The organism is Asanoa sp. NPDC050611 (genome assembly GCF_040654855.1).
In the GTDB taxonomy this organism is placed as follows: Bacteria; Actinomycetota; Actinomycetes; order Mycobacteriales; family Micromonosporaceae; genus Asanoa.
Map to the genome: position 1 here is coordinate 80,032 of NZ_JBFAIU010000001.1, position 18,509 is coordinate 98,540.

Below are 18,509 nucleotides of genomic sequence, written 5' to 3' on the forward strand. Positions count from 1 at the left end.
CATTGCCTCGCTCCTGTCGTCGGGTGCGGCTGACCCGCCCAGCCTCGCACGCCGGGCGGGTCGCTCCTACTGATTTATCCCTGGTCGGCGACCCAGGCGCCGGTCAGGCCCCGGAAGTGGGCCAGGAACCGCTCGTGCTCGTGCTCGGGATAGGTGGCGCGGACGGTGTCGACGAGGAGAGCGTCGAAGTCGGGCGACCGGACCCAGTCGTAGACCATCTCGTCGACGTGGGAGAGCCGGGACGCGCAGAAGTCGGCATACCTTTCGGTGTCGAAATATTCGTCGGCGAACTTCCGATATCGGGCCAGCTTCTCCTGGTACGAGAGGTCGGTGCGGTCCGCGACCTCGAAGTACCGCCGGGTGTTCAGGTCCACCTGGAACCGTCTGTCGGTCACGACGCAGAACGTGGTCCACCGCAGCAGCGCTTTCATCGCCCACGGGAAGTAGTAGTGCAGCGAGGTCAGCGCCACGTCCGGGCAGGCGTTGGCGTAGTCGATCGGGAACACCTCGGACCCGCGGACCAGCGACTCGCACGAGTTGAACTCCCAGCCGAAGAACGCGTTGACCAGACGGGAGATGGTGACCACCTCGTCGCCCGTGTCGGCGTCCAGGAAGCCGTGCTCGACGGCGTACCGGTCATGCATCGGAAGTTCCGGTCGGAACTTCATCACCATCGTCTCGGGACCGATCGACAGCGACCGGCTGAACACGTCGTAGTCCTCGACGGACTGCTGCAGGTGCATGAGGCGCTCGCCGGACGCGTCGTAGGCGGCGTGCAGCTCGGCGCTGTCCCGGATCTTCGAGACACCGACCCAGGCACCGCCGTCGTACGGCTTCATGAACAGGGGATAGCCCAGGTCGGACGCCACCTCGTCGAGGTCGAACGACTGGTTGTAGCGGGCCGCGGTGTAGGCCCACCGCGAGTTCTCCAGCGGATGCTTGTACGGCACGAGCACGGTGTCCGGCACCTTGAGCCCGAGCCGCATCATCGCGCAGTAGGCCGCGTGCTTCTCCATGGACTGGAACGTGAACGGGCTGTTCAGCAGGTAGACGTCGTCCATCATGGACACTTTCTTGAGCCACTCGCGGGGGTGGTAGTACCAGTATGCGAGCCGGTCGATGACCAGCGAGTGGCGTGGCTTGTCGCGCAGGTTGAACGGCTCGATGGTGACCCGGGCGGTCTTCAGCCGGTGCTTGCGCCCCGAGCCGTCGACCACCGGCCCGAGCCGGTCGACCAGCGCCTCGTAGGCGCGCGGCCAGTCGTCCTCCGTACCCAGCAGCATCCCGATGATGTGTTCGACGTCGGCCACGTGCCGCCTCCCTCAACAAAACCGTGGCAGATGATGTGCCCACTGCGCGCGCCACGACGGCCAGTCGTGCGGCACGTCGTAGCCCCACAGGTCCAGCTCGTGCCGGATCCCCTTCTCGGCGAGCAGGCCGGCCACCCGCCGCGTCGAGTTCAGGGCTCCGGTCGTGTCCTCCCATTGCCCCTGCCCGCAGACCAACAGCACGGACAACCGCGAGCGCAGCCAGTCGAGGTGGTCGCCGTGCAGGTTGCCGAGATAGTCGGCGGGGCTGTTGAAGTAGCTCGCGTCGCCGCGCTCGCCCCAGCCGTGCCAGGCGGCCGGGTCGTAGTTGCCCGAGAAGCACATGGCGAGCGGGAACAGGTCGGCGCGCTTGCAGGCGAAGTTGAGCGCGTGGAAGGCGCCCATCGAGCAGCCGGTGACGGCGATGTCCGCGCCCTGGCCGCCGTGTTCGTCGTGGATGAACGGCACCACCTGGTCGACGATCCACGACTCGAACGCGCCGTGCCGCTTGGCTCGTTCCTCCAGCGGCAGGTCGCGGGCCGCCCACGAGGCCGCGTCGTACGAGTCGACGCAGAACAGCTTCACGCGCCCCGCGTCGATCAGGTCGGCCACGGCGCCCACCATGCCGTTGGCGGCGAAGTCGCCGGCCTTGCCCTGCTCGGACGGGAACACCAGGACCGGGCGGCCGTAATGGCCGTAGCGGACCACGGAACCGGCCGTGCCGATGGCCGGTGAGAACAGCTCCACCCAGTGCTCCCGCACGTGTCAGACCTCCGTTGCGCCACCCCACGCCCCCGGGCCCCACGAGCCCAGGCTCCACGACGTCTCGCCCCACGACCGGGCCAGCAACCGGGTCAGATGCGGGTCGAACGCGTCCCGCCAGGCGGTGAAGTGGTGCCCGTCGGGCACCTCGACCAGCTCCGCCGGATAGCCCGTGCGGGCCAACGCGTCCGCCATCTCCCGGTTGTTGGCGAGGTTCTCCTCGACGGTGCCACAGGTGAGCAGAGTCGGCACGGGATGAGCCGCGAACGCCGACGCCACCACGGGTCCGGTGAACCGGGTGATCCGCTGGAAGTACCGGAAGCCGGACTCCTGCGGGTCGAGCCGGGGCCGGAAGAAACTGCCCGACTGCAGGAAGAGCCCCGCGAACGCGGCGGGCGCGCGGCGCTGGGCGTGCAGCATGGCGAGGCCACCGAGGCTCGCGCCCATCCCGGTGACCTTGCCGGTGAAGCCCAGCTCTTTCCTGATCCTCTCCAGGACGGGCCCGGTGAGCGCGGCCATGTAGGCGTTGTTGGCCGAGTACCAGTCGTCGCGACTGCCCGGCGCGAGCAGCACGAGGTGGAACGGCGGCAGCGAGCCCGAGCCGACCATCGCCGCGGCGTAGTGGCCGAGGTCGGCGAGCTTGTCGAACTCCGGGCCGTCGTGTGCGATCAGCACGCGCTCACCCGCGCCCGGCGGCGACCAGGTGCGCACGGCGATGTCGGCGTCGAGCGTAGGTGCGGGCACGCTGAACTCCCGCCACGTGCCGAGGGCGCCCGGCAGGTCCAGCCAGACGGGCTCGACGTAGTCGGCGCGGTGCAGCACCGACTTGTCACCGAACGCGCCGCCGACCCGGGCCGGGTTCTCCGGGTCGTTGACCCACTCCTCGCGCCCGTCGAGGTGGCGGAGGTGCAGTTGGTACTCCAGCCGCCAGGCTTGCGGCGCGGCGGTGTCGAGGAACCAGGCGTGGTCGCGGTAGTCGAAATCCAACTGGTCCGCGGGCATGCCGGCATGCTGCGCCAGGCGTACGCCGGCCAGCTCGTGCCGCGGATCGGCGTAGCGGAACGTCAGCCGGCCGTCGACCCATCCCATCGGTGAAGATTAACGGCTGGGACTCTTGCTCGGCAGTTGACTCGGCCTCGTCAGCATCTCTCCGACGAACCGGAAAGCTTCCGGCATGACGGACTTCCAGTAGTCCATGTCGTGCCCGCCGTCGCTGTAGTGCCCGGCGATCGGCGGCATGGGCAACTTCAGCTGCAGGGCCTGGACGTCCTCGAGGAGGCGGTCGTCGAGCCCGCACCAGAGCCCGATCGGCTGTGCGCGGAGCCGACCGACGCGCTCGAAGACGTCGTCACCGGGCGCGACGGCGGGCGAGAAGGCGGCGGTGGCCTTGACGAAGCCGCGGAAGGTCTGCGCGAGCCGCAGCGCGCCGGCGCCACCGGCGGACCAGCCCCAGACGGCGAGCCGGGCGATGTCGAAGCCGCGCTCGGCGCACCAGTCGGGCACCTCCTCGTAGACCATCCGCTGCGGATCGTCTCCGCTGTGCGGCCGCCAACCGAGCCGCGACCCATCGGCGCCCGCGAGCACGAACGGCGGCGCTCCCTTCTGGACGGCGCGGGTGAGCGCGCGCCCGAACCCGAGGCTGCGGTAGTGGCGGGGACGCCTGGACTCGCCGTGCAGGACGAGACAGACGGGTAGGCCTTTGCCGTCGCCGTACCCGGTGGGCACGGCGGTGTAGAAGTCGACGGCCTTGCCCCGGGTCTTGGACTCTCTCTCCTCGAGCCGCTCGTCCCCGGCTTGCGCCTCGGTCCCGGCGATCGCCAGCCCACTGACCGCGGCGGTGGCGGCCCCGGCCGCGGTGAGAATGGCAGCATTGATCAACGCCCGACGTCGCACACCTGATCAACGCCGGCTCGGGGCCTCCGTTATGCGCGCCTCAGACGCTTTCCAGGAACAGGTCGAGCGCGCTGAACCGCTCAGGGTCGAACTCGTCGCTCCAGCCTCGGCTGAGCACCGTCCGCCGCAGGACGTCGGGTGATCCCCGCAGTTCCTCGGCGTCTAGGTCGCTGACCACGACGACCTCGACCTGCGGTTGGCGCGCTCCGAAGACCTGCGCGAGGTCGTCGCCGACAACGAGCGCGAGGGGGAAGAACTTGCTGACCTGAGCCACGGCGTCCGCTGCCACGACGAAGACCCATTCTTCGTCACCGGGTTCCCACTGGACCCGCATCGACCGCGCGGCCGCGACGTCCTCCGCGACCGACACGGCCTGGTCCTCGCCCCACCCGGCCGGCGCTCCGTCGGGCCACCGCCGCAAGGCGGGATCAAGGTCAATCAAGACGACTCCCTGGTGCTGCGTGAATGGTCCCCGACCGTCGGCGGTAGACGTTCACCACGTTCGTGGGCTGTCCGGTCTTGTGATGAGTCCCGATGTCGCCGGCAAAGCGCACCTTCGCCTTCCCGCCCTTAGGTGTGTCCCAAAGATCGGCATGGTCGGCACGCTGCGCGGCATCCAACGTCAAGCGGTCGACGTCGGTGCCAGGGTAGAACGTGCTCTTGCCTGGCGGCCCTTGCCCGTGGGTGTGCTCAAGGTTCTTCTTCGAATTGACGCGATATCTTCCGTCGCTGACGAAACCGTGCCGGTCGCGTGTGATCGGGCGAGCCGCGAATGGCCCCGCCGGTTTGGGCAACGACGGGCGTCGCGCAGACCGCTTGGGGGGCTTCCGGAGAAACGCGAGTGCCTTGCGGATCAGTCGCCCCGTGCCGCGGCCCATCGCCAACCTCCTGTGTATCGGAGGTTATTGATGCGGGCCGCGAACCGCGAGCCCTGTGGACAACGGGGGGAAGATCTTCCGGCCGGAACCTTGGCTGGGCCGGGATATAGACCTATGCTGCTGCGTCGGGACCGGCAGGTCGTCGGCGGGGCCGATGCGGGTTGTCCCTCTAATCAACCCTTCACCTGACCCTCATCGGGAGCTTTGAGGGTTCAGCACGCGTCTATGCGGACCATAGTCTGCCGTCCATGTTGGGCATCCCTCGTGCCGGGCGGCGTCGCTCGGCTGCTGCGCTGGTCGCTGCGGCGACCCTGTCCGCGTTCACCTTGACCAGTGCGCCCGCGAAAGCCGCACCAGGTGCGGCGCCGGTGAGCGCGCCCACCCAGACATACATCGTGCAGACCACCGATGCGCCCGCCGCCACCTACAACGGTGGTGTCGCCGGGCTGGCGCCCACCCGCGCCGCCGCCGGTGCCAAGCTCGACAGCGCCAGCAAGAATGTGCGGGCCTACCGCCAGCATCTGGCCGCGAGCCGGGACCGTGTGCTCGAACGCGCCGGGGTCGCCGCCACCAAGGTCACCCACGACTACACGCTCGTGTTCGCCGGGTTCTCCGTCGAGCTGACCGCCGTCGAGGCCGAGCGGCTCAAGCGGACCCCGGGCGTCGCCAAGGTGTGGAAGAACGAGCTCGTACACGGTGAGACCTTCACGACGCCCGAGTTCGTCGGGCTCGACGGGCGCGATGGCGCCTGGCGCAAGGAGTTCGGCAAGCCCGAGCGGGCCGGCGAGGGCATCATCATCGGTGTCATCGACTCCGGCTTCTGGCCGGAGAACCCGAGCTTCGGGCCGCTGCCGACCCCGCGCAAGGACCAGAAGGTCATCGACGCCAAGTGGAACGGCACCTGTGACCCGGGCATCGAACGGCCCGTGAGCTGCAACAACAAGGTGATCGGCGCACGCTGGTACGCGTCCAACAACATCTCCAAGGCCAACCCGGGCGAGTTCGACTCACCGCGTGACTACTACGGGCACGGCTCGCACACCGCCAGCACCGCGGGTGGCAACCACAACGTGACCGCGACCATCAACGGTGCCGTCGCGGGTGTCATCTCCGGCATGGCCCCCGCCGCGCGTCTCTCGATCTACAAGGTGTTGTACGCGAACGCGGCCGGCACCCAGTCCGTCGGCAACAGCGTCGACATCGTCGCCGCGATCGACCAGGCCGTCGCCGACGGCGTGGACGTCATCAACTACTCGATCGGCGACAACAACGACAGCTTCGGCGCCGTCGAGCTGTCCTTCCTGAACGCCGCCAACGCCGGTGTGTTCGTCGCGACCTCGGCCGGCAACAGCGGCCCGGGGGCGTCCACGGTCGACAACGGCATGCCGTGGACGACCACCGTCGCCGCCGGCACCCACGACCGCTCGGCGACCAAGACGCTGACGCTCGGCAACGGGCAGGTCTACAACGGCGTCGGCACCGGGCCGCAGTCGGTGACCGCGCCGGTCGTCGACGCCCGCACCAGCGGCGCCGCCGGCAGCACCGAGCTCCTCGCCGCGCAGTGTGTCAGCACCCCGCCGCAACTCGACCCCGCCAAGGTCGCCGGCAAGATCGTGCTCTGCGAGCGCGGCAACAACAACCGGGTCGACAAGAGCCTCGCGGTCAAGAACGCCGGCGGCGTCGGCATGATCCAGTTCAACCCGACGCCCAACACGCTCAACGCCGACTACCACGCGGTGCCGTCGATCCACGTCGACCAGACCGTGGGTGCGGCGGTCAAGGCGTACATCGCCGCCGGTGGCAACCCGACCGCGACGATCTCGGCGGCCAGCAACGCGAAGGTGCGCGCGCCGATCGTGGCGACGTTCTCCAGCCGCGGGCCCGGCAACTCCAGCGGCGGCGACCTGCTCAAGCCGGACATCATGGCGCCGGGCGTCGACGTGGTCGCGGCCACCGGCCCCGACAGCCACAACGGGAACCTGTGGGACACGAACAGCGGCACCTCGATGGCCAGCCCGCACATCGCCGGCATCGGCGCGCTGCTGCTCGCCAAGCACCCCAACTGGTCCCCGATGATGGTCAAGTCGGCGCTGATGACCACCGCCGGTGTGAAGGACAACGAAGGAAAGCCGATCCAGGACGAGGCCGACAGCACCGACGCCAACCCGCTCGAGATGGGCGCCGGCCAGGTCGCGGCCGGTGACGCGTTCGAACCGGGCCTGGTCTACGACTCCGGCATCACCCAGTGGCTGCAGTACTCGTGCGGCATCGGTGTCCACCTCACCTCGGGTGGTCAGGACGTCTGCGACAGCGTCGGCACCGTCGACCCGAGCGACTACAACAGCCCGACCCTCGCGGTGGGCGACCTGGCCGGCAAGCAGACGCTGACCCGCACGGTGACCAACGTGAGCAAGCTGCCGGCGCTGTACCTGCCGACCGTGCAGGCGCCGCCCGGCTTCAAGGTCGACGTGTCACCGAAGATCATCGCGCTGCTCCCCGGCAAGAAGCAGACGTTCAAGGTGACGGTCACCCGTACCACCGGAGCCTTCGGGCAATGGTCCTTCGGCTCCCTGCGCTGGCGCGACCTGCTCGGCCACGACGTGCGCAGCGCGATCGCGGTCCGGCCGGTGCCGGTCGCGGTGCCGCTGGAGGCGAGCGGCACGGGCGCGAGCGGCCAGGCCGCGCTGCCGGTCACGGCCGGCTACGCGGGCACGCTCGGCGCGCAGGGTCACGGCCTGCAGGCGGCCACGGTCGACCAGTGGGACCTGACGCCGAACCCGGCCACGTCGTTCAACGCGAACGCCCCGGCCACGGCCAGCGACACCGTCGCGGTCACGGTCGACGTGCCCGCCGGCACCAAGGTGGCCAGGTTCGCGACCTTCGACGCGGACTACGCCGCCGGCACCGACATCGACGTCTTCGTCTACCGGCAAGGGGCGGACGGCGCACTCACGCCGGCCGGCCAGAGCGCCAGCGGCACGTCGGAGGAGTCGGTGACGGTCACGGAGCCGGGCACGTACCGCGTGTTCATCGACCTGTTCGCCGCGCCGGGTGCGACCACGGTCAAGCACAACAGCTGGGTCGTGCCGCCGGGCAACAGCGGCAACCTGACGGTCACGCCGCCCACCCAGCAGGTGACGGTCGGCGGCGCCGTCACGGTCACGGCGGCCTGGAACGGGCTGACCGCCGGCCAGCGCTACCTCGGCGTCATCGAGTACACCGACGGCGCCACCACCCTGGGGAGCACCAACCTCATGGTCGTGGCGTAACCCGCGGTTGCGGAAAGGGCGTCCTCCGGCGGAGGGCGCCCTTTTCGATACGGTGGGCCGCATGGCACTGGAGATCTCGTTCGCCCGCCCCACGGCCGTCACCGAGGTCACGGACCTGGTCAACCGGGTCTACGCGGACGCGGAGAAGGGGCTGTGGCTGCCGGGCACCCAGCGCACCGACGAGACCGAGGTCGCGTCGGTCATCGCGGCGGACGAGCTGGCCGTGGCCCGGGCGGGCACGGCGCTCCTCGGCGCGGTGCGCGTCCAACGCCTGCCCGGCGGCGAGGGCGAGTTCGGCATGCTGGCCGCCGACCCGGCGCACCGCGGCGTCGGCGTCGGACGCGAGCTGGTGACCTTCGCCGAGCGGTGGGCCCGGCAGCAGGGGCTCACCACGATGCAGCTCGAGCTGCTCGTGCCCCGCGACTGGACGCACCCGGTCAAGGAGTTCCTCCGCGAGTGGTACACCCGCATCGGCTACCGCCCGGTGCGCCGGGATCCGTTCGAGATCGCGTACCCGAACCTCGAACCGCGCCTGGCCACCCCCTGCGACTTCGTCGTCTACCACAAGCCGCTCTAGCCGCGGCCCAGCCGACGGATCAGCGGCAGGGTCGCCTCGACGACCCGCTCGCGGTCGTAGCAGATGCCGGCGTCGAAGCCGGTGGCGGTTTCCCGGGCGAACACCCCGCTCGCGTAGTGGCTGCCGATGAACAAGGCCGCCCGTTCGTTGACGAGCGGGTCGCCGGCGTCGAGCGGCACGCCGCGGACCCGGCCGCTCGGCACGCGCGGCACGCCGTGGCCCAGCAGGTAGACCTCGATGCCGCGGGCCGTTATGTAGCCGTAGCGCAGCCGCGCCTCGTCGTCCAGGTTGCCCGCGTGGCCGACGTTGACCACCAGGATGGCCGAGTCGTCGGTGTGCAGCGCCTGGTTCTCGATGTGTCCCGTCATCGCGGCGAGTAACGGCTCCGTGGTCGGGTTGACCGGGTCGGTGCGGGAGAGCATCTCGAACGGGGTCTTCACCGGGACCTCGCGCGGCGTGACCCGGGCCAGTTCGAGCGTCGAGACGCGCACCCTCGCGGGCAGCTCGCCCGGCCGGCCGAACAGGTAACCCTGTGCCAGGGTCGCACCGAGGGAGCGGGCCACCTCCAGGTGCTCCTCGTCCTCGATGCCCTCGGCGAGGATCTGCGCGCCGCTGCGGGCGGCCTCGTGCAGCACCGCGTTGATGACGTGCGACACCGCCCAGGCCGGCGAGTGGGCCTGCACCACACTCCGGTCGATCTTGATGATGTCGGGGTTGACCAGCGGCATCGCCGCCAGGCTCGACGGTTCGACGCCGACGTCGTCGAGCGCCACCCGGCCGCGCAGCCGGCGCGCGTGCATGACGGCGTCCATCAGGGCCGGCGGGTCCTGCGTCACCGCGCGCTCCGTGATCTCGATGACCACCTGCCGCTCGCGCATCAGGTCCTCGAACACGTCGAGGAGCCGTTGCCGGAACGGGCCGCGCAGCGTGTACGGGTCGAGGTTGACGAACAACGCCAGGTCAGCGCTGGCCGAGGCCATGAAGCGCTCGCCGGCGACGTCCGCGCAGAGCCAGTCCAGGTCGGCCTGGCGGCCCAGCCGCGCCGCCGTGTGGAAAAGTGCGGCGGCCGACTCGTAGGGCCCCCGCGGGCCGCGGGCCAGCGCCTCGAAGCCCACCACGGAGCGGTCGGCGACCGACACGACCGGCTGGAAAACGGGATAGACCGCACGGTCCCGGAGGATCGCCTCGAACTGGTCGTCTAATGACGGTCCGGCACCCATCGCGACCAGGCCTCCCTAGTGCTTTGCCTGAAGACCTCCCGCACTGGCGACGCTAACAAGCCCCTGGCCGGCCGACCACGCGAATCGTCAAGCCGGGGGAGAACCACCCAACGCGCGGGTGAGCTGGGCCCGGTTGCGCACGCCGTGCCGCCGGTAGAGCCGGGTCAGCTTTGCCTCGATCGCCTTGACCGAGAGGTGGGTGGCTCGCGCGATCTCCCGGTTGGTCGCGCCGGCCAGCACGAGGTCGACGATCCGCCGCTCGGTCTCGGACAACCCCTGACCGTGCCCGCCGTCGAGCCGGGCCAGCTCGGCCTCGGCGGCGGCCAGCCACGGCGCCGCGCCGACGGCCGCGTAGCCGGCGACGGCCTCGACCAGCGCCGACCGGGCCGCGCCCCGGCGGTGCGCGCGCCGTTCGAGGGTCGCGAGCGTGTGCCAGGCCTTCGCGACCTCCATCGGGTACGGGTGCCCGCCGGCCTCGGCCAGCGCCTCCGCCAGGTCGACCGCGGCCTCCCGCGGCTCACCGGCCGCCGCCCGCAGCAGCGCGCCGGCCCGGGCGAGTCCGAGGCGGACGACGTCCCGGTGGAGCGCGGTCGCCACCGACCGGGTCTCCCGCAGCAGCTCCGCCGCCTCGTCGAGCTCGCCGACGGCGGTCAGCCCCTCGACGAAGTCGGCGTGCCAGAGGAAGATCGCCGGGTCGTTGCGGCCGTGCCGGCGCTCGAGCTCGCGCGCTTTGCGGAACTCCGCCACCGCCGCCTCCGGCGCGCCCTGGAAGAGCAGCACCTGGCCGTACGCCGCGCGGGCCAGGCGCAGCCAGTCCTCGTCGCCGGCCGCGGAGCAGGCCTCGATCGCCTGGACCAGCAGGCTGGCCGCCACCGCCGGCGAGCCGGCCAGCGTCTCGCCCAGCGCGCCGACCACGAGACCGTGCCCGGGGGTCGCCTCCATGTCGAGGATCAGCCGCATCCCCTCCCGGCCGGCGCGCAGCGCGTCGGCGCCGCGCCCCGAGCGGAAGTAGATCGACGCGGAGGCGAGCAGCACGGTCGACAGGTCGCGCAGCGTGCCGGAGCGGAGCACCGCGTCGCGCTGGGCCTCGATCACCCGCGTCGACTCGGCCATGTCACCGGCGTACGCCCGGCCGCGCGCGTAGATGGCCGCGGCGTGCACGCTCTCGGTGCTCGGCGGCAGGTCGGCGGCGAGCGAGGCGACGTCGCTGAGCAGCTTGGCGCTCTCGGGGTCGTTGGCGCCGCGGATCAACGACCGGCTGGCCAGCAGCGACACGAGCTGGTCCGGGGCGCCGGCCTCGCGGGCCTCCTCCTCGCCCCGCTTGAGGTCCGCGTCGGCGAACTCGATGTCGCCGTCGTAGTAGGCCTTCAGCGCCCGGTAGTGCCGCACCCGGCAGAGCAGCGCGGGGTCGTCGCCCGCGTCGGCGAACGCCGCGTCGATCACCGGGCCGACCGCCGACTGGTCCTGGCCGGCGAGGTCGACGATGAGCAGCCGGGCGCCGACGCGCACGACGGGGTCGTCGGCACCGGCCAGCGCCGCGGTGGCCAGCCGATGCGCGTCGGCGGTGAGGCCCGCGGCCTGCGCGTGCTCGGCGGCCTCGTAGCGGCGGGCCGCGGCGACACCGCGCAGCGCCGTCGGGGTCCGCTCGGCGGCCCGCTCGGCGAGATCGGCGGCGACGGCCGGCGCGCCGCGCATCCGGGCGGTGGTGGCCGCCTCGGCGAGCTGGGCGGCGAGGTCCTCGTCGGCGTGCGGCCGGGCCAGCGCCAGGTGGCGGGCGCGCTCGACGGAGTCGTCGGTGTGCGCGGCGATGTGTTCGTGCGCGGCGGACCGGGCGGCGGGCGTGGCGTCGGCGTAGACCAGCTCGCGCAGCAACGGGTGGGCGAACCGGACAGTCTCGTCCGGGCCGACGGTGGCGAGCCCCGCCTGCATCGCGGCGTCGAGCCCCGCCTTGGCGTCGCCGTCGCGGCCGATCAGCGCCACTGTCGGCCGGGCGGCCGCGGCGGCCCGCAGCAGCACCGGGCCGCTGTGCGCGGGCAGGCTGGCCAGCCGCCGGGCGAGCAGCGGGCGGAGCCGTTCGGGCACGGGCAGCGGCTGGTCGACGCCGATCGTGCCGCCGCGGGCGACCAGCGTGCGGCCCAGCTCGACGGCGAGCAGCGGGTTGCCCTGGCTCGCCTCGTGCACGCGGGCGATGGTCGACAGGGACAGCACCGGCCCGAACCGCTCGCGGAGCAGGTCGGCCGTGTCGTATTCGGTCAGCGGCGGGAGCATCAGCTCGGTGACCGGCGCGGGGCACAGGTCGCTGTGCAGCGGCCCGGCCGACTCGACCCGCTCGGCGCCCAGCACGCGGACGCGCGCGCCGCCCAGCCGGCGGGCGACGAACCGCAGCACGCCGGCGCTGTGCGGGTCGACCCACTGCAGGTCGTCGACGAGCAGCAGCACCGTGCGGTTGGCGGCCAGGCGGCGGAGCACCTCGAGGGTGGCGAGACGGACCGCGAGCTGGTCCTGCGCGGTGACCGGGGCGGCGCCCCGGAGCAGGGCGCCGTCGAACGCCGCCCGCAGGTGGCGCGGCAGCCCGTCGCCGCTGACGCCGTCGAACAGGTCGACGAGCGTCAGGTAGGGCAGGCCCGACTCGACCTCGGCGGCGTTGGCGCGCAGCACCAGCGCGTCGCCGGCGAGCGCCGGGTAGGCCGCGAGCACGGTCGACTTGCCGATGCCGGCCGGACCGTAGACGACCACGCTCTCGCCGGCGCTGAGCCGGACGTGTAGCTGGTCGAGCACGTCGGACCGGCCAACCGGCGCCGTGTCGCGGGTAACTGCCACGCAAGCGAGTCTGCCTTGCGTCCCGCGCCCTGTCGGTCGGCAGTCCGGCCTTTTTTGCGAAAGCGAAACGTTACTTTCGGTGGCAACCTAACGGCGGTCCTGAATGGTTACGCAGTTGCCGGTTTCAAATCCGCCCTCGGTGTCCTTGACCAACCGGTCGGCGGCGTCGGAGATCCGGGCGCAGACCTTGGGGTTGTCGCCGATGATGTCGCGGTAGTTGCCGCCGTTGGCCGAGCGCACCGACGGCTGCTTGTCCTCGAGATAGAACCGGCCCGGCTGGTCCGACTGGTTGCCCATCCGCTCCGCCGGCGGGTTGGTGCCGTCGCCGCCGTAGATGTGCAGGTGGAAGCCGCCGGCGTTGCGCGGGGTCGCGCCGTTCCACTCGGCGGTGTACTCGACCACGAACTTCTCGCTGTCGACGAACGCCGCGGTGATGCAGACCCAGCGGGCGTTCTCCTTGATCGCTTCGGTGCACTGCTCCGCGGGCGGCAGCGCGGCCTGGGTCGGGCCGGCGGCGCTGGTCGCCGGCGGCGTCGGGTCGGCGCCGCCGAGGCCGAGGTTGTCGCGGTTGACCCAGACCGCCGCGCCGGCCAGGGCCAGCACCACGACGGCGGCGGCGGTGACGATCAGGGCCCGGCTGCCGGGGCGACCCGGCGCCGGTGCGGGCGCGGGCGCCGGTGGCGGTGTGGCGGCGTAGTTGTACTGGACCTGGTGCGGGCGGCCACCCTGGTCGGGACGCGGCCTGGGTGCCGCCGGATCGGCGACGCCACGACCGAAGGGCTGCTGCGGGCGTACGGGCGGCCCGGACGCCGCGCGGGCGGGCGGGCCGGACGTCGGGCGGGCCGGCGAAGGGCTGACCGGGGCGCTGGGCATCGGCGAAGGGCTGATCGGGGCGTTCGGCATCGGCGCCGGGCTCACCGGACGCCCGGGGACCGGCGGCGCGCTCACCGGCGCCGAGCCCGTGGCCCGGGTCGGCGGGTGGTGGATCACCACGGTGGCCGAGCCGCGCGCCGCCGCCGGGTCCGGTGCCTGGGCGTTGCCGCCCACCTGCGCGCCCGCCAGCCGGGCGGCACCGAGGGCGACCGCGTGCTTCGGGTGCGCGTCGACCGCCACCGGCCGGTTGAGCTCGGCCGCCACGAGCTGGGCGACGATCGGCATCCGGGACGAGCCGCCGACCAGCAGCACCGAGTGCAGTTGCTCGGGTTCGACGCCGGCCGAGCGGACCGCGCGGCGCAGCGCCTCGATCGAGCCGTAGAGCGCCGGCCGGACCATCGCCTCCAGCTCGCCGCGGGTCAGCCGTACCTCGGTGGAGATGTTGGGCAGCAGCACCGGGATGGAGGCGTCGGTGTCCGCGGAGAGCGCCTCCTTGGCCCCCACGCACTCCTCGCGCAGCCGGGCCACCGCGGCGATCGCGGTCGGGTCGTCCTCGTCGAGCTCGGCCAGCTTGCCGCCGAGCGCCTGGGCGACGTGGTTGAAGACCGCCGCGTCAAAGTCGATGCCGCCGAGCCGCTCGATGCCCTCGGGCTGGCCGAGGATCTCGAAGCCCTGCGCCGTCTTGCGCAGCACGGCCGCGTCGAACGTGCCGCCGCCCAGGTCGTAGACCGCGACCACGGAGCCGGTGTCGATCCGCTGCTGGCTCGCGTAGAACACGGCCGCGGCCTCGGGCTCGGTGATGAACGCGACGGGCTGCTCGATGCCCGCCAGCCGCACGGCCTGGCGCAGCAGGTCGGTCTTGTAGGGACCCCAGTTGGCCGGGTGCGAGACGGTGACCGCGTCCGGCGCGCCGCCCTCCCGGGTCGCCACCTCGTCGAGCGTCCACCGGAGCAGGCGACCCATCAGGGCCTCGGCCGAGTACGGCACGCCGCCGAGCAGGATCGGCGTCGTGTCGCCGAACCGCCGCTTGAACTCGCGGGCCACCCGGTGGGGCTCGGTCAGCCCGCGCCGGTTGGCCGGCTCGCCGGTCAGGAACGTCTCGTCCTCGCGGAGCAGCACGACCGAGGGCACGGAGGCGGCCCGGCTGCCCAGTGCGGCGATCTCCGCATGACCCGCGCGCCAGGTCGCGGCGGCCGTGAAGGTGGTGCCGAGGTCAACGCCGAGTGCGTACATCGTGGTCGCTCCGGTCATCGTGGGCAGTTGCTGGATCGAGTGTTCTTGATGGCACAGCGGGGCGCTGGTGGCTGTCGGAAGGCCGACCGGCATGGGGGTACGGCAGGGGGAAGTCCCCGACGGAGGTCGCCCCGTGCCGCCCTAGGGTTGAGGACATGGACGCGCGACCGCTCAAGGACGTACTCACCGACCTGGTGGGTGACCCGTCCGCGGCCGCCGGCGCGCTGGCCGGCGCCGGCCACGACCTCCCGCCCGATCTGGTGGCCGAGGCCGTGGTCAGCTTCGCCGGCACCGCGCCCGCGGAGGTCGCCGAGCACCTGGCGCCGTTCGTCACCGCGCACAGCGGCGTCCCCGCCGAGTCCGCGCCGGCCGAGCCGGCCGACTGGGCCGAACTGCTGGCCACCGCGCCCGTCGAGCCGGACGCCGAGCTCGACGACGCGGCGCCGCTGGTCGCGCCGGAGCCGGCCGACGCCGGCCTCGACGAGCTGGACTTCGGCGCGGGCGACGACACCACCACCGGGCCGGGCCCGGACCTCGACCTCGATGCGGACCCCGGCGGCGACCTGGACGACGAGCCGGTCGCCGTCGGCGGGGGTCCCGACTACCAGGACGAGCCGGCGGCCTTCGACGGTCGCGCGGAGGAGTTCGACGCGGTGGACGAGGACGAGGACGCCGACGACCTCGACGATCTCGACGGCTGAGCGGGCCATCGTCAGCGCGCCCGGCCGTTGAGGTCGGCCAGCAGGCCCTCGCAGGAACGCACCGCCACCCGCGCCGCGACCGCCATCTCGTGCACGGTCAGCGGGTTCTCGGCCCGCCGCTGCCAGCGCACCAGCGCCTCGGAGGCGGCGGAGCGGAGCTGGCCCGCGCCGGCGTCGGGCGGCAGGTCGAGGCGGACGTGCGGCGCGGTGCCCGTACCCCCGATGACCCGTTCGAGCTCCTCGACCACCGCGGGCTTGCCGCCCAGCCAGCCGGCGCGCAGGGTGGCCAGCACCCGCAGCTCGTTGAACGGGTGCGCCGACGCGACGATCTCCTCGACCTCGGCCGCCACCGCGGGGCTGCCGGAGCGTGGCCGGGTGCGGGTCAGGGTGTCGAGGGCGAGCAGGGCCGAGCGGGCCTTGAGCACGTCGCGGCGCTCGAAGAACAGCGAGCCGAGCACCTCCTGCAGGTCGGTCAGCCCACTGCGCTCGGTCAGCTCCCGGGCCAGCCCCGTCGCGGTGGTCTGCGGCTCCTGGCGGAGCAGGGTGCTGGCCAGCCGGATCCCGTAGAGCCCGAACCGGCCCAGCAGCGCCTCGCGCTCGATCGAGGTCAGGCCCAGCTCGGGCAGCGTGTTGACGAACCGGTCGGCGGTCAGCAGCAGCTCCTCGGCCGGCTTGACCTCCAGGCTGGCCACCGCGCGCAGGTGCCGCACCTCGGTCTCCGTCAGCGTCACCGCGGTCTCGGCGAGCAGGCCGGCCACGGGTACGACCGTCTGCACCACCCGCCGCACGTTCGCGTCGCCGGCCAGCCGGGTGGCGATCCGCCGGGCCGAGGCCATCGCGTCGAGCCGCCCGACGCCGATCTCGTCGGCCCGGGACAGCACGCCGATCGCGTTGACCGGGTTCGGCCGGGACACCTCGGTGTCGTGGAACGCGTGCAGGAACTCGAGGTCGTTGGCGTGCAGGTGGCGCATCAGGTAGAGCACCGCGTCGGCCGGCGTCTCCTCGTCGTCGGGCGCGATCAGCTCCCAGGCGCGGCGGGAGACCCGCTCCGAGAGGGAGCCGATGCCGGGCGTGTCGATGAGCGTGGCCCGGCGCAGCGCCTGCGACGGCCAGGTGATGTCGAGCGAGTGCACGTCGTCCGGCCTGGTGCCGCCGAGGTCGACCTCGATCGCGCCCTCGTCGCGGGTGAACCGGAGCTGGCGGGGTTCGCCGGAGCGCGGGTGCAGGGTGACCCGGTACGTGTGCCCGTCCCGGTACCAGGTGACGATCCGGGTGCACTCGCCCGCGTCCGTCGGCGCGAGCCGGTCGGCGACGAGCGCGTTGAGCAACGTGGACTTGCCGGACTTCACCCGGCCGGCGATCGCCACGCGCAGCGGCTCGTCCAGGCGTTCCCGCACCTCGTTGATCCGCTGGTCGAACCCGCTGCCCCGATAGACGGCCGCGGCCCGGGTCAGGGCCGCGCGGGTCCGCTCCACCAAGGTCATTTCTCCGCCTTGGCCAGTTTGGTCGCGCGCTCACGCAGTTGACCGAGCCTGGTCAGCTCGGCGTCGAGGTCCTTCAGGCGTTTCTGCCGGTCGGCCTGCGAGCGCTTGGCGGTGTCGGTGGCCGCGGCCAGCGCGGTCGCGGTGGACCGGTTGAGCTCGTCGGCCAGCCGCGTGTAGTGGTCGCGGAGCTGGCGCTGCACCCGGCGCACCGTGTCGCGACTGTCCTTGCCGGACACGAAGCTGATCTCGTCGCAGTACCGGCGCATCGCGTTCTTGGCCTGCGCCCGGCGCTTCTCGAGCTGGCGTTTCTTCTCGTCCTTGAGGCCGCGATGGCCCATCACCACGCCGATCCCGATGCCGATCGGGCCCAGCGCGACGCCCATCAGGCTGCCCAGCATGGTGAACATCAGGGCGCCGCCGTACGCGCTCTTGAGCGCGACCATCACCTGCTTGCCGGCGGTCATCTTGGCCAGCTCGATGCGGTGCTCGACCGGGCGCTCCTCGACCATCGGCGTCGGGTTGTAGACCTTGAGCAGGCCGACCGCCTCGCCGGATGCCTCGTGGAAGTGGCCGGCCACCTGCTCGCTCAGCTCGGCGGCCCGGCGGCGCAGGTAGGTGTAGTTGCCCAGCAGGTCGTACGAGATGCGGGCGCGCAGCCACTCCTCCATCTCGGCCCACATGTCGGCCGGGTCGACCTCGTCGATCGCGTCGTCCGCCTCTGTGGTGATCTTGCGGATCCGGTCGCGCAGGTCGAAGTCGACGTCGGCGGTCAGGTCAGCGGTGCCGTCGTTGAGCGTCACGCTCCAGCGGGCGGCCGCGGTCTTGAGCTCCTCGACCCGGCGCTTCGCGGTGTTGAGGTCGTCGACGATCCGCTGCGCGTTCGCCGGGTCGGCCAGGGCCTCCCGCTCGGCCGAGAACTGGCCGGTGAGCTGGTCGCAGACCGCGAGCACCTCGGCGGCCGCGTCGGCGGACCGCCGGGCCGCGGCGCCGCCGCCGACCCGCTCCTGCACGAACTTCACCAGGTCCGGGAAGCCGGACTCGACGTTGAGCTGCTGGTCGTTCGCCCGCACCGCGCGGGTGCGCAGCGGCGAGGAGACCGGCAGCAGCGGCAGGTCGCCGACCATCCGCAGGTGGCCGGCGTCGAGGTCGCGGATCCGCCGCCAGGCCGGGTAGAAGTCGATCTTCGTGAGCGCGCAGACCACCGTCGGGCACAGCTCGCGGGCCTGCCGCAGGAACTCGACCTCGCTGCGGGTGAGCTCCTGCGCGGCGTCGGTGACGAACAGGACGGCGTCGGCGACCGAGATCGCGGCCAGCCCGGCCGCGGCGTGCGCGGAACCGAGCCCGCCGACGCCCGGCGTGTCGACCATGACCAGCCCGCCGGCCAGGATCTTGCGGGGCACGGTCACGTCGACGCGCGCCGGACGGGCATCCTTTTTGGGCGGAGGAGGAGTCACCGGTGCACGACGTGGCGTACATCCTGATCTCGGTGGCC

At 72.4% G+C, this 18,509-nt stretch carries 13 protein-coding genes and 1 pseudogene; 3 read left to right on the forward strand and 11 right to left on the reverse strand.

What is annotated here, in order from left to right; genetic code table 11:
* Window positions 1-74: 74 nt before the first annotated feature.
* Genes AB0H87_RS00385 through AB0H87_RS00410 form a run of 6 tightly spaced genes read right to left on the reverse strand, consistent with a single transcriptional unit; the run spans window position 75 to window position 4,840 of the window.
* Window positions 75-1,310, reverse strand: coding sequence for a hypothetical protein (locus tag AB0H87_RS00385; protein WP_360137116.1), 1,236 nt, complete (start codon window positions 1,308-1,310; stop codon window positions 75-77).
* Between the two features lie 12 nt (window positions 1,311-1,322).
* Window positions 1,323-2,069 (reverse strand): alpha/beta hydrolase-fold protein, encoded by a 747-nt coding sequence (locus AB0H87_RS00390; protein WP_360137119.1) that lies wholly within the window; start codon window positions 2,067-2,069, stop codon window positions 1,323-1,325.
* Between the two features lie 3 nt (window positions 2,070-2,072).
* On the reverse strand, window positions 2,073-3,158 hold the full coding sequence (locus AB0H87_RS00395; RefSeq protein WP_360137122.1) for an alpha/beta hydrolase-fold protein: 1,086 nt from the start codon (window positions 3,156-3,158) through the stop codon (window positions 2,073-2,075).
* A gap of 9 nt (window positions 3,159-3,167) precedes the next feature.
* Window positions 3,168-3,947 (reverse strand): alpha/beta hydrolase-fold protein, encoded by a 780-nt coding sequence (locus AB0H87_RS00400; RefSeq protein WP_360137125.1) that lies wholly within the window; start codon window positions 3,945-3,947, stop codon window positions 3,168-3,170.
* 55 nt (window positions 3,948-4,002) lie between these two features.
* The gene (locus AB0H87_RS00405) at window positions 4,003-4,404 is read right to left on the reverse strand and encodes a hypothetical protein (protein WP_360137128.1); all 402 of its coding nucleotides are present in this window, start codon (window positions 4,402-4,404) and stop codon (window positions 4,003-4,005) included.
* Entirely contained in the window at window positions 4,397-4,840 is a 444-nt protein-coding gene (locus tag AB0H87_RS00410; protein WP_360137131.1) for a hypothetical protein, read from the reverse strand. The genes AB0H87_RS00405 and AB0H87_RS00410 overlap by 8 nt, the downstream gene beginning before the upstream one ends.
* 368 nt (window positions 4,841-5,208) lie before the next feature.
* On the opposite strand from AB0H87_RS00410, the gene AB0H87_RS00415 reads away from it, so the two are divergent.
* Together AB0H87_RS00415 and AB0H87_RS00420 are read left to right on the forward strand one after the other, a co-directional pair.
* On the forward strand, window positions 5,209-8,109 hold the full coding sequence (locus AB0H87_RS00415; protein ID WP_360137134.1) for a S8 family peptidase: 2,901 nt from the start codon (window positions 5,209-5,211) through the stop codon (window positions 8,107-8,109).
* Window positions 8,110-8,170: 61 nt separating this feature from the next.
* Window positions 8,171-8,686, forward strand: a complete 516-nt coding sequence (locus tag AB0H87_RS00420; protein WP_360137137.1) for a GNAT family N-acetyltransferase — start codon at window positions 8,171-8,173, stop codon at window positions 8,684-8,686.
* Here the strand turns inward: AB0H87_RS00420 and AB0H87_RS00425 are convergent.
* The 3 genes from AB0H87_RS00425 to AB0H87_RS00435 all read right to left on the reverse strand — a co-directional run bounded on the left by AB0H87_RS00425 (window position 8,683) and on the right by AB0H87_RS00435 (window position 14,850).
* Complete coding sequence (locus AB0H87_RS00425) at window positions 8,683-9,906, reverse strand: EAL domain-containing protein (RefSeq protein ID WP_360137140.1); 1,224 nt, start codon at window positions 9,904-9,906, stop codon at window positions 8,683-8,685. The two genes, AB0H87_RS00420 and AB0H87_RS00425, sit on opposite strands and share 4 nt — an antisense overlap.
* An 87-nt stretch (window positions 9,907-9,993) precedes the next feature.
* Window positions 9,994-12,726: a LuxR family transcriptional regulator gene (locus AB0H87_RS00430; RefSeq protein ID WP_360137143.1), complete on the reverse strand. Its 2,733-nt coding sequence runs from the start codon at window positions 12,724-12,726 to the stop codon at window positions 9,994-9,996.
* An 87-nt stretch (window positions 12,727-12,813) separates the two neighbouring features.
* Window positions 12,814-14,850: an Hsp70 family protein gene (locus tag AB0H87_RS00435; protein WP_360137146.1), complete on the reverse strand. Its 2,037-nt coding sequence runs from the start codon at window positions 14,848-14,850 to the stop codon at window positions 12,814-12,816.
* A gap of 137 nt (window positions 14,851-14,987) precedes the next feature.
* Between AB0H87_RS00435 and AB0H87_RS00440 the strand changes: the two genes are divergently transcribed.
* Window positions 14,988-15,533, forward strand: coding sequence for a hypothetical protein (locus tag AB0H87_RS00440; protein ID WP_360137149.1), 546 nt, complete (start codon window positions 14,988-14,990; stop codon window positions 15,531-15,533).
* Window positions 15,534-15,544: 11 nt separating this feature from the next.
* On the opposite strand, the gene AB0H87_RS00445 is transcribed toward AB0H87_RS00440, so the two are convergent.
* Window positions 15,545-17,017: a dynamin family protein gene (locus tag AB0H87_RS00445; protein WP_360137152.1), complete on the reverse strand. Its 1,473-nt coding sequence runs from the start codon at window positions 17,015-17,017 to the stop codon at window positions 15,545-15,547.
* Window positions 17,014-18,429: pseudogene (locus tag AB0H87_RS00450) on the reverse strand (dynamin); the annotation flags it as partial. The gene AB0H87_RS00445 and the pseudogene AB0H87_RS00450, both read right to left, overlap by 4 nt.
* Between the last annotated feature and the right edge of the window lie 80 nt (window positions 18,430-18,509).

Bases quoted from the DNA above. Each gene is read 5' to 3' on its own strand.
- AB0H87_RS00420 (WP_360137137.1), top strand. From the start codon at position 8,171: ATGGCACTGGAGATCTCGTTCGCCCGCCCCACGGCCGTCACCGAGGTC.
- AB0H87_RS00440 (WP_360137149.1), top strand. From the start codon at position 14,988: ATGGACGCGCGACCGCTCAAGGACGTACTCACCGACCTGGTGGGTGAC.
- AB0H87_RS00395 (WP_360137122.1), bottom strand. From the start codon at position 3,158: ATGGGATGGGTCGACGGCCGGCTGACGTTCCGCTACGCCGATCCGCGG.
- AB0H87_RS00445 (WP_360137152.1), bottom strand. From the start codon at position 17,017: ATGACCTTGGTGGAGCGGACCCGCGCGGCCCTGACCCGGGCCGCGGCC.
- AB0H87_RS00435 (WP_360137146.1), bottom strand. From the start codon at position 14,850: ATGACCGGAGCGACCACGATGTACGCACTCGGCGTTGACCTCGGCACC.
- AB0H87_RS00410 (WP_360137131.1), bottom strand. From the start codon at position 4,840: ATGGGCCGCGGCACGGGGCGACTGATCCGCAAGGCACTCGCGTTTCTC.
- AB0H87_RS00425 (WP_360137140.1), bottom strand. From the start codon at position 9,906: ATGGGTGCCGGACCGTCATTAGACGACCAGTTCGAGGCGATCCTCCGG.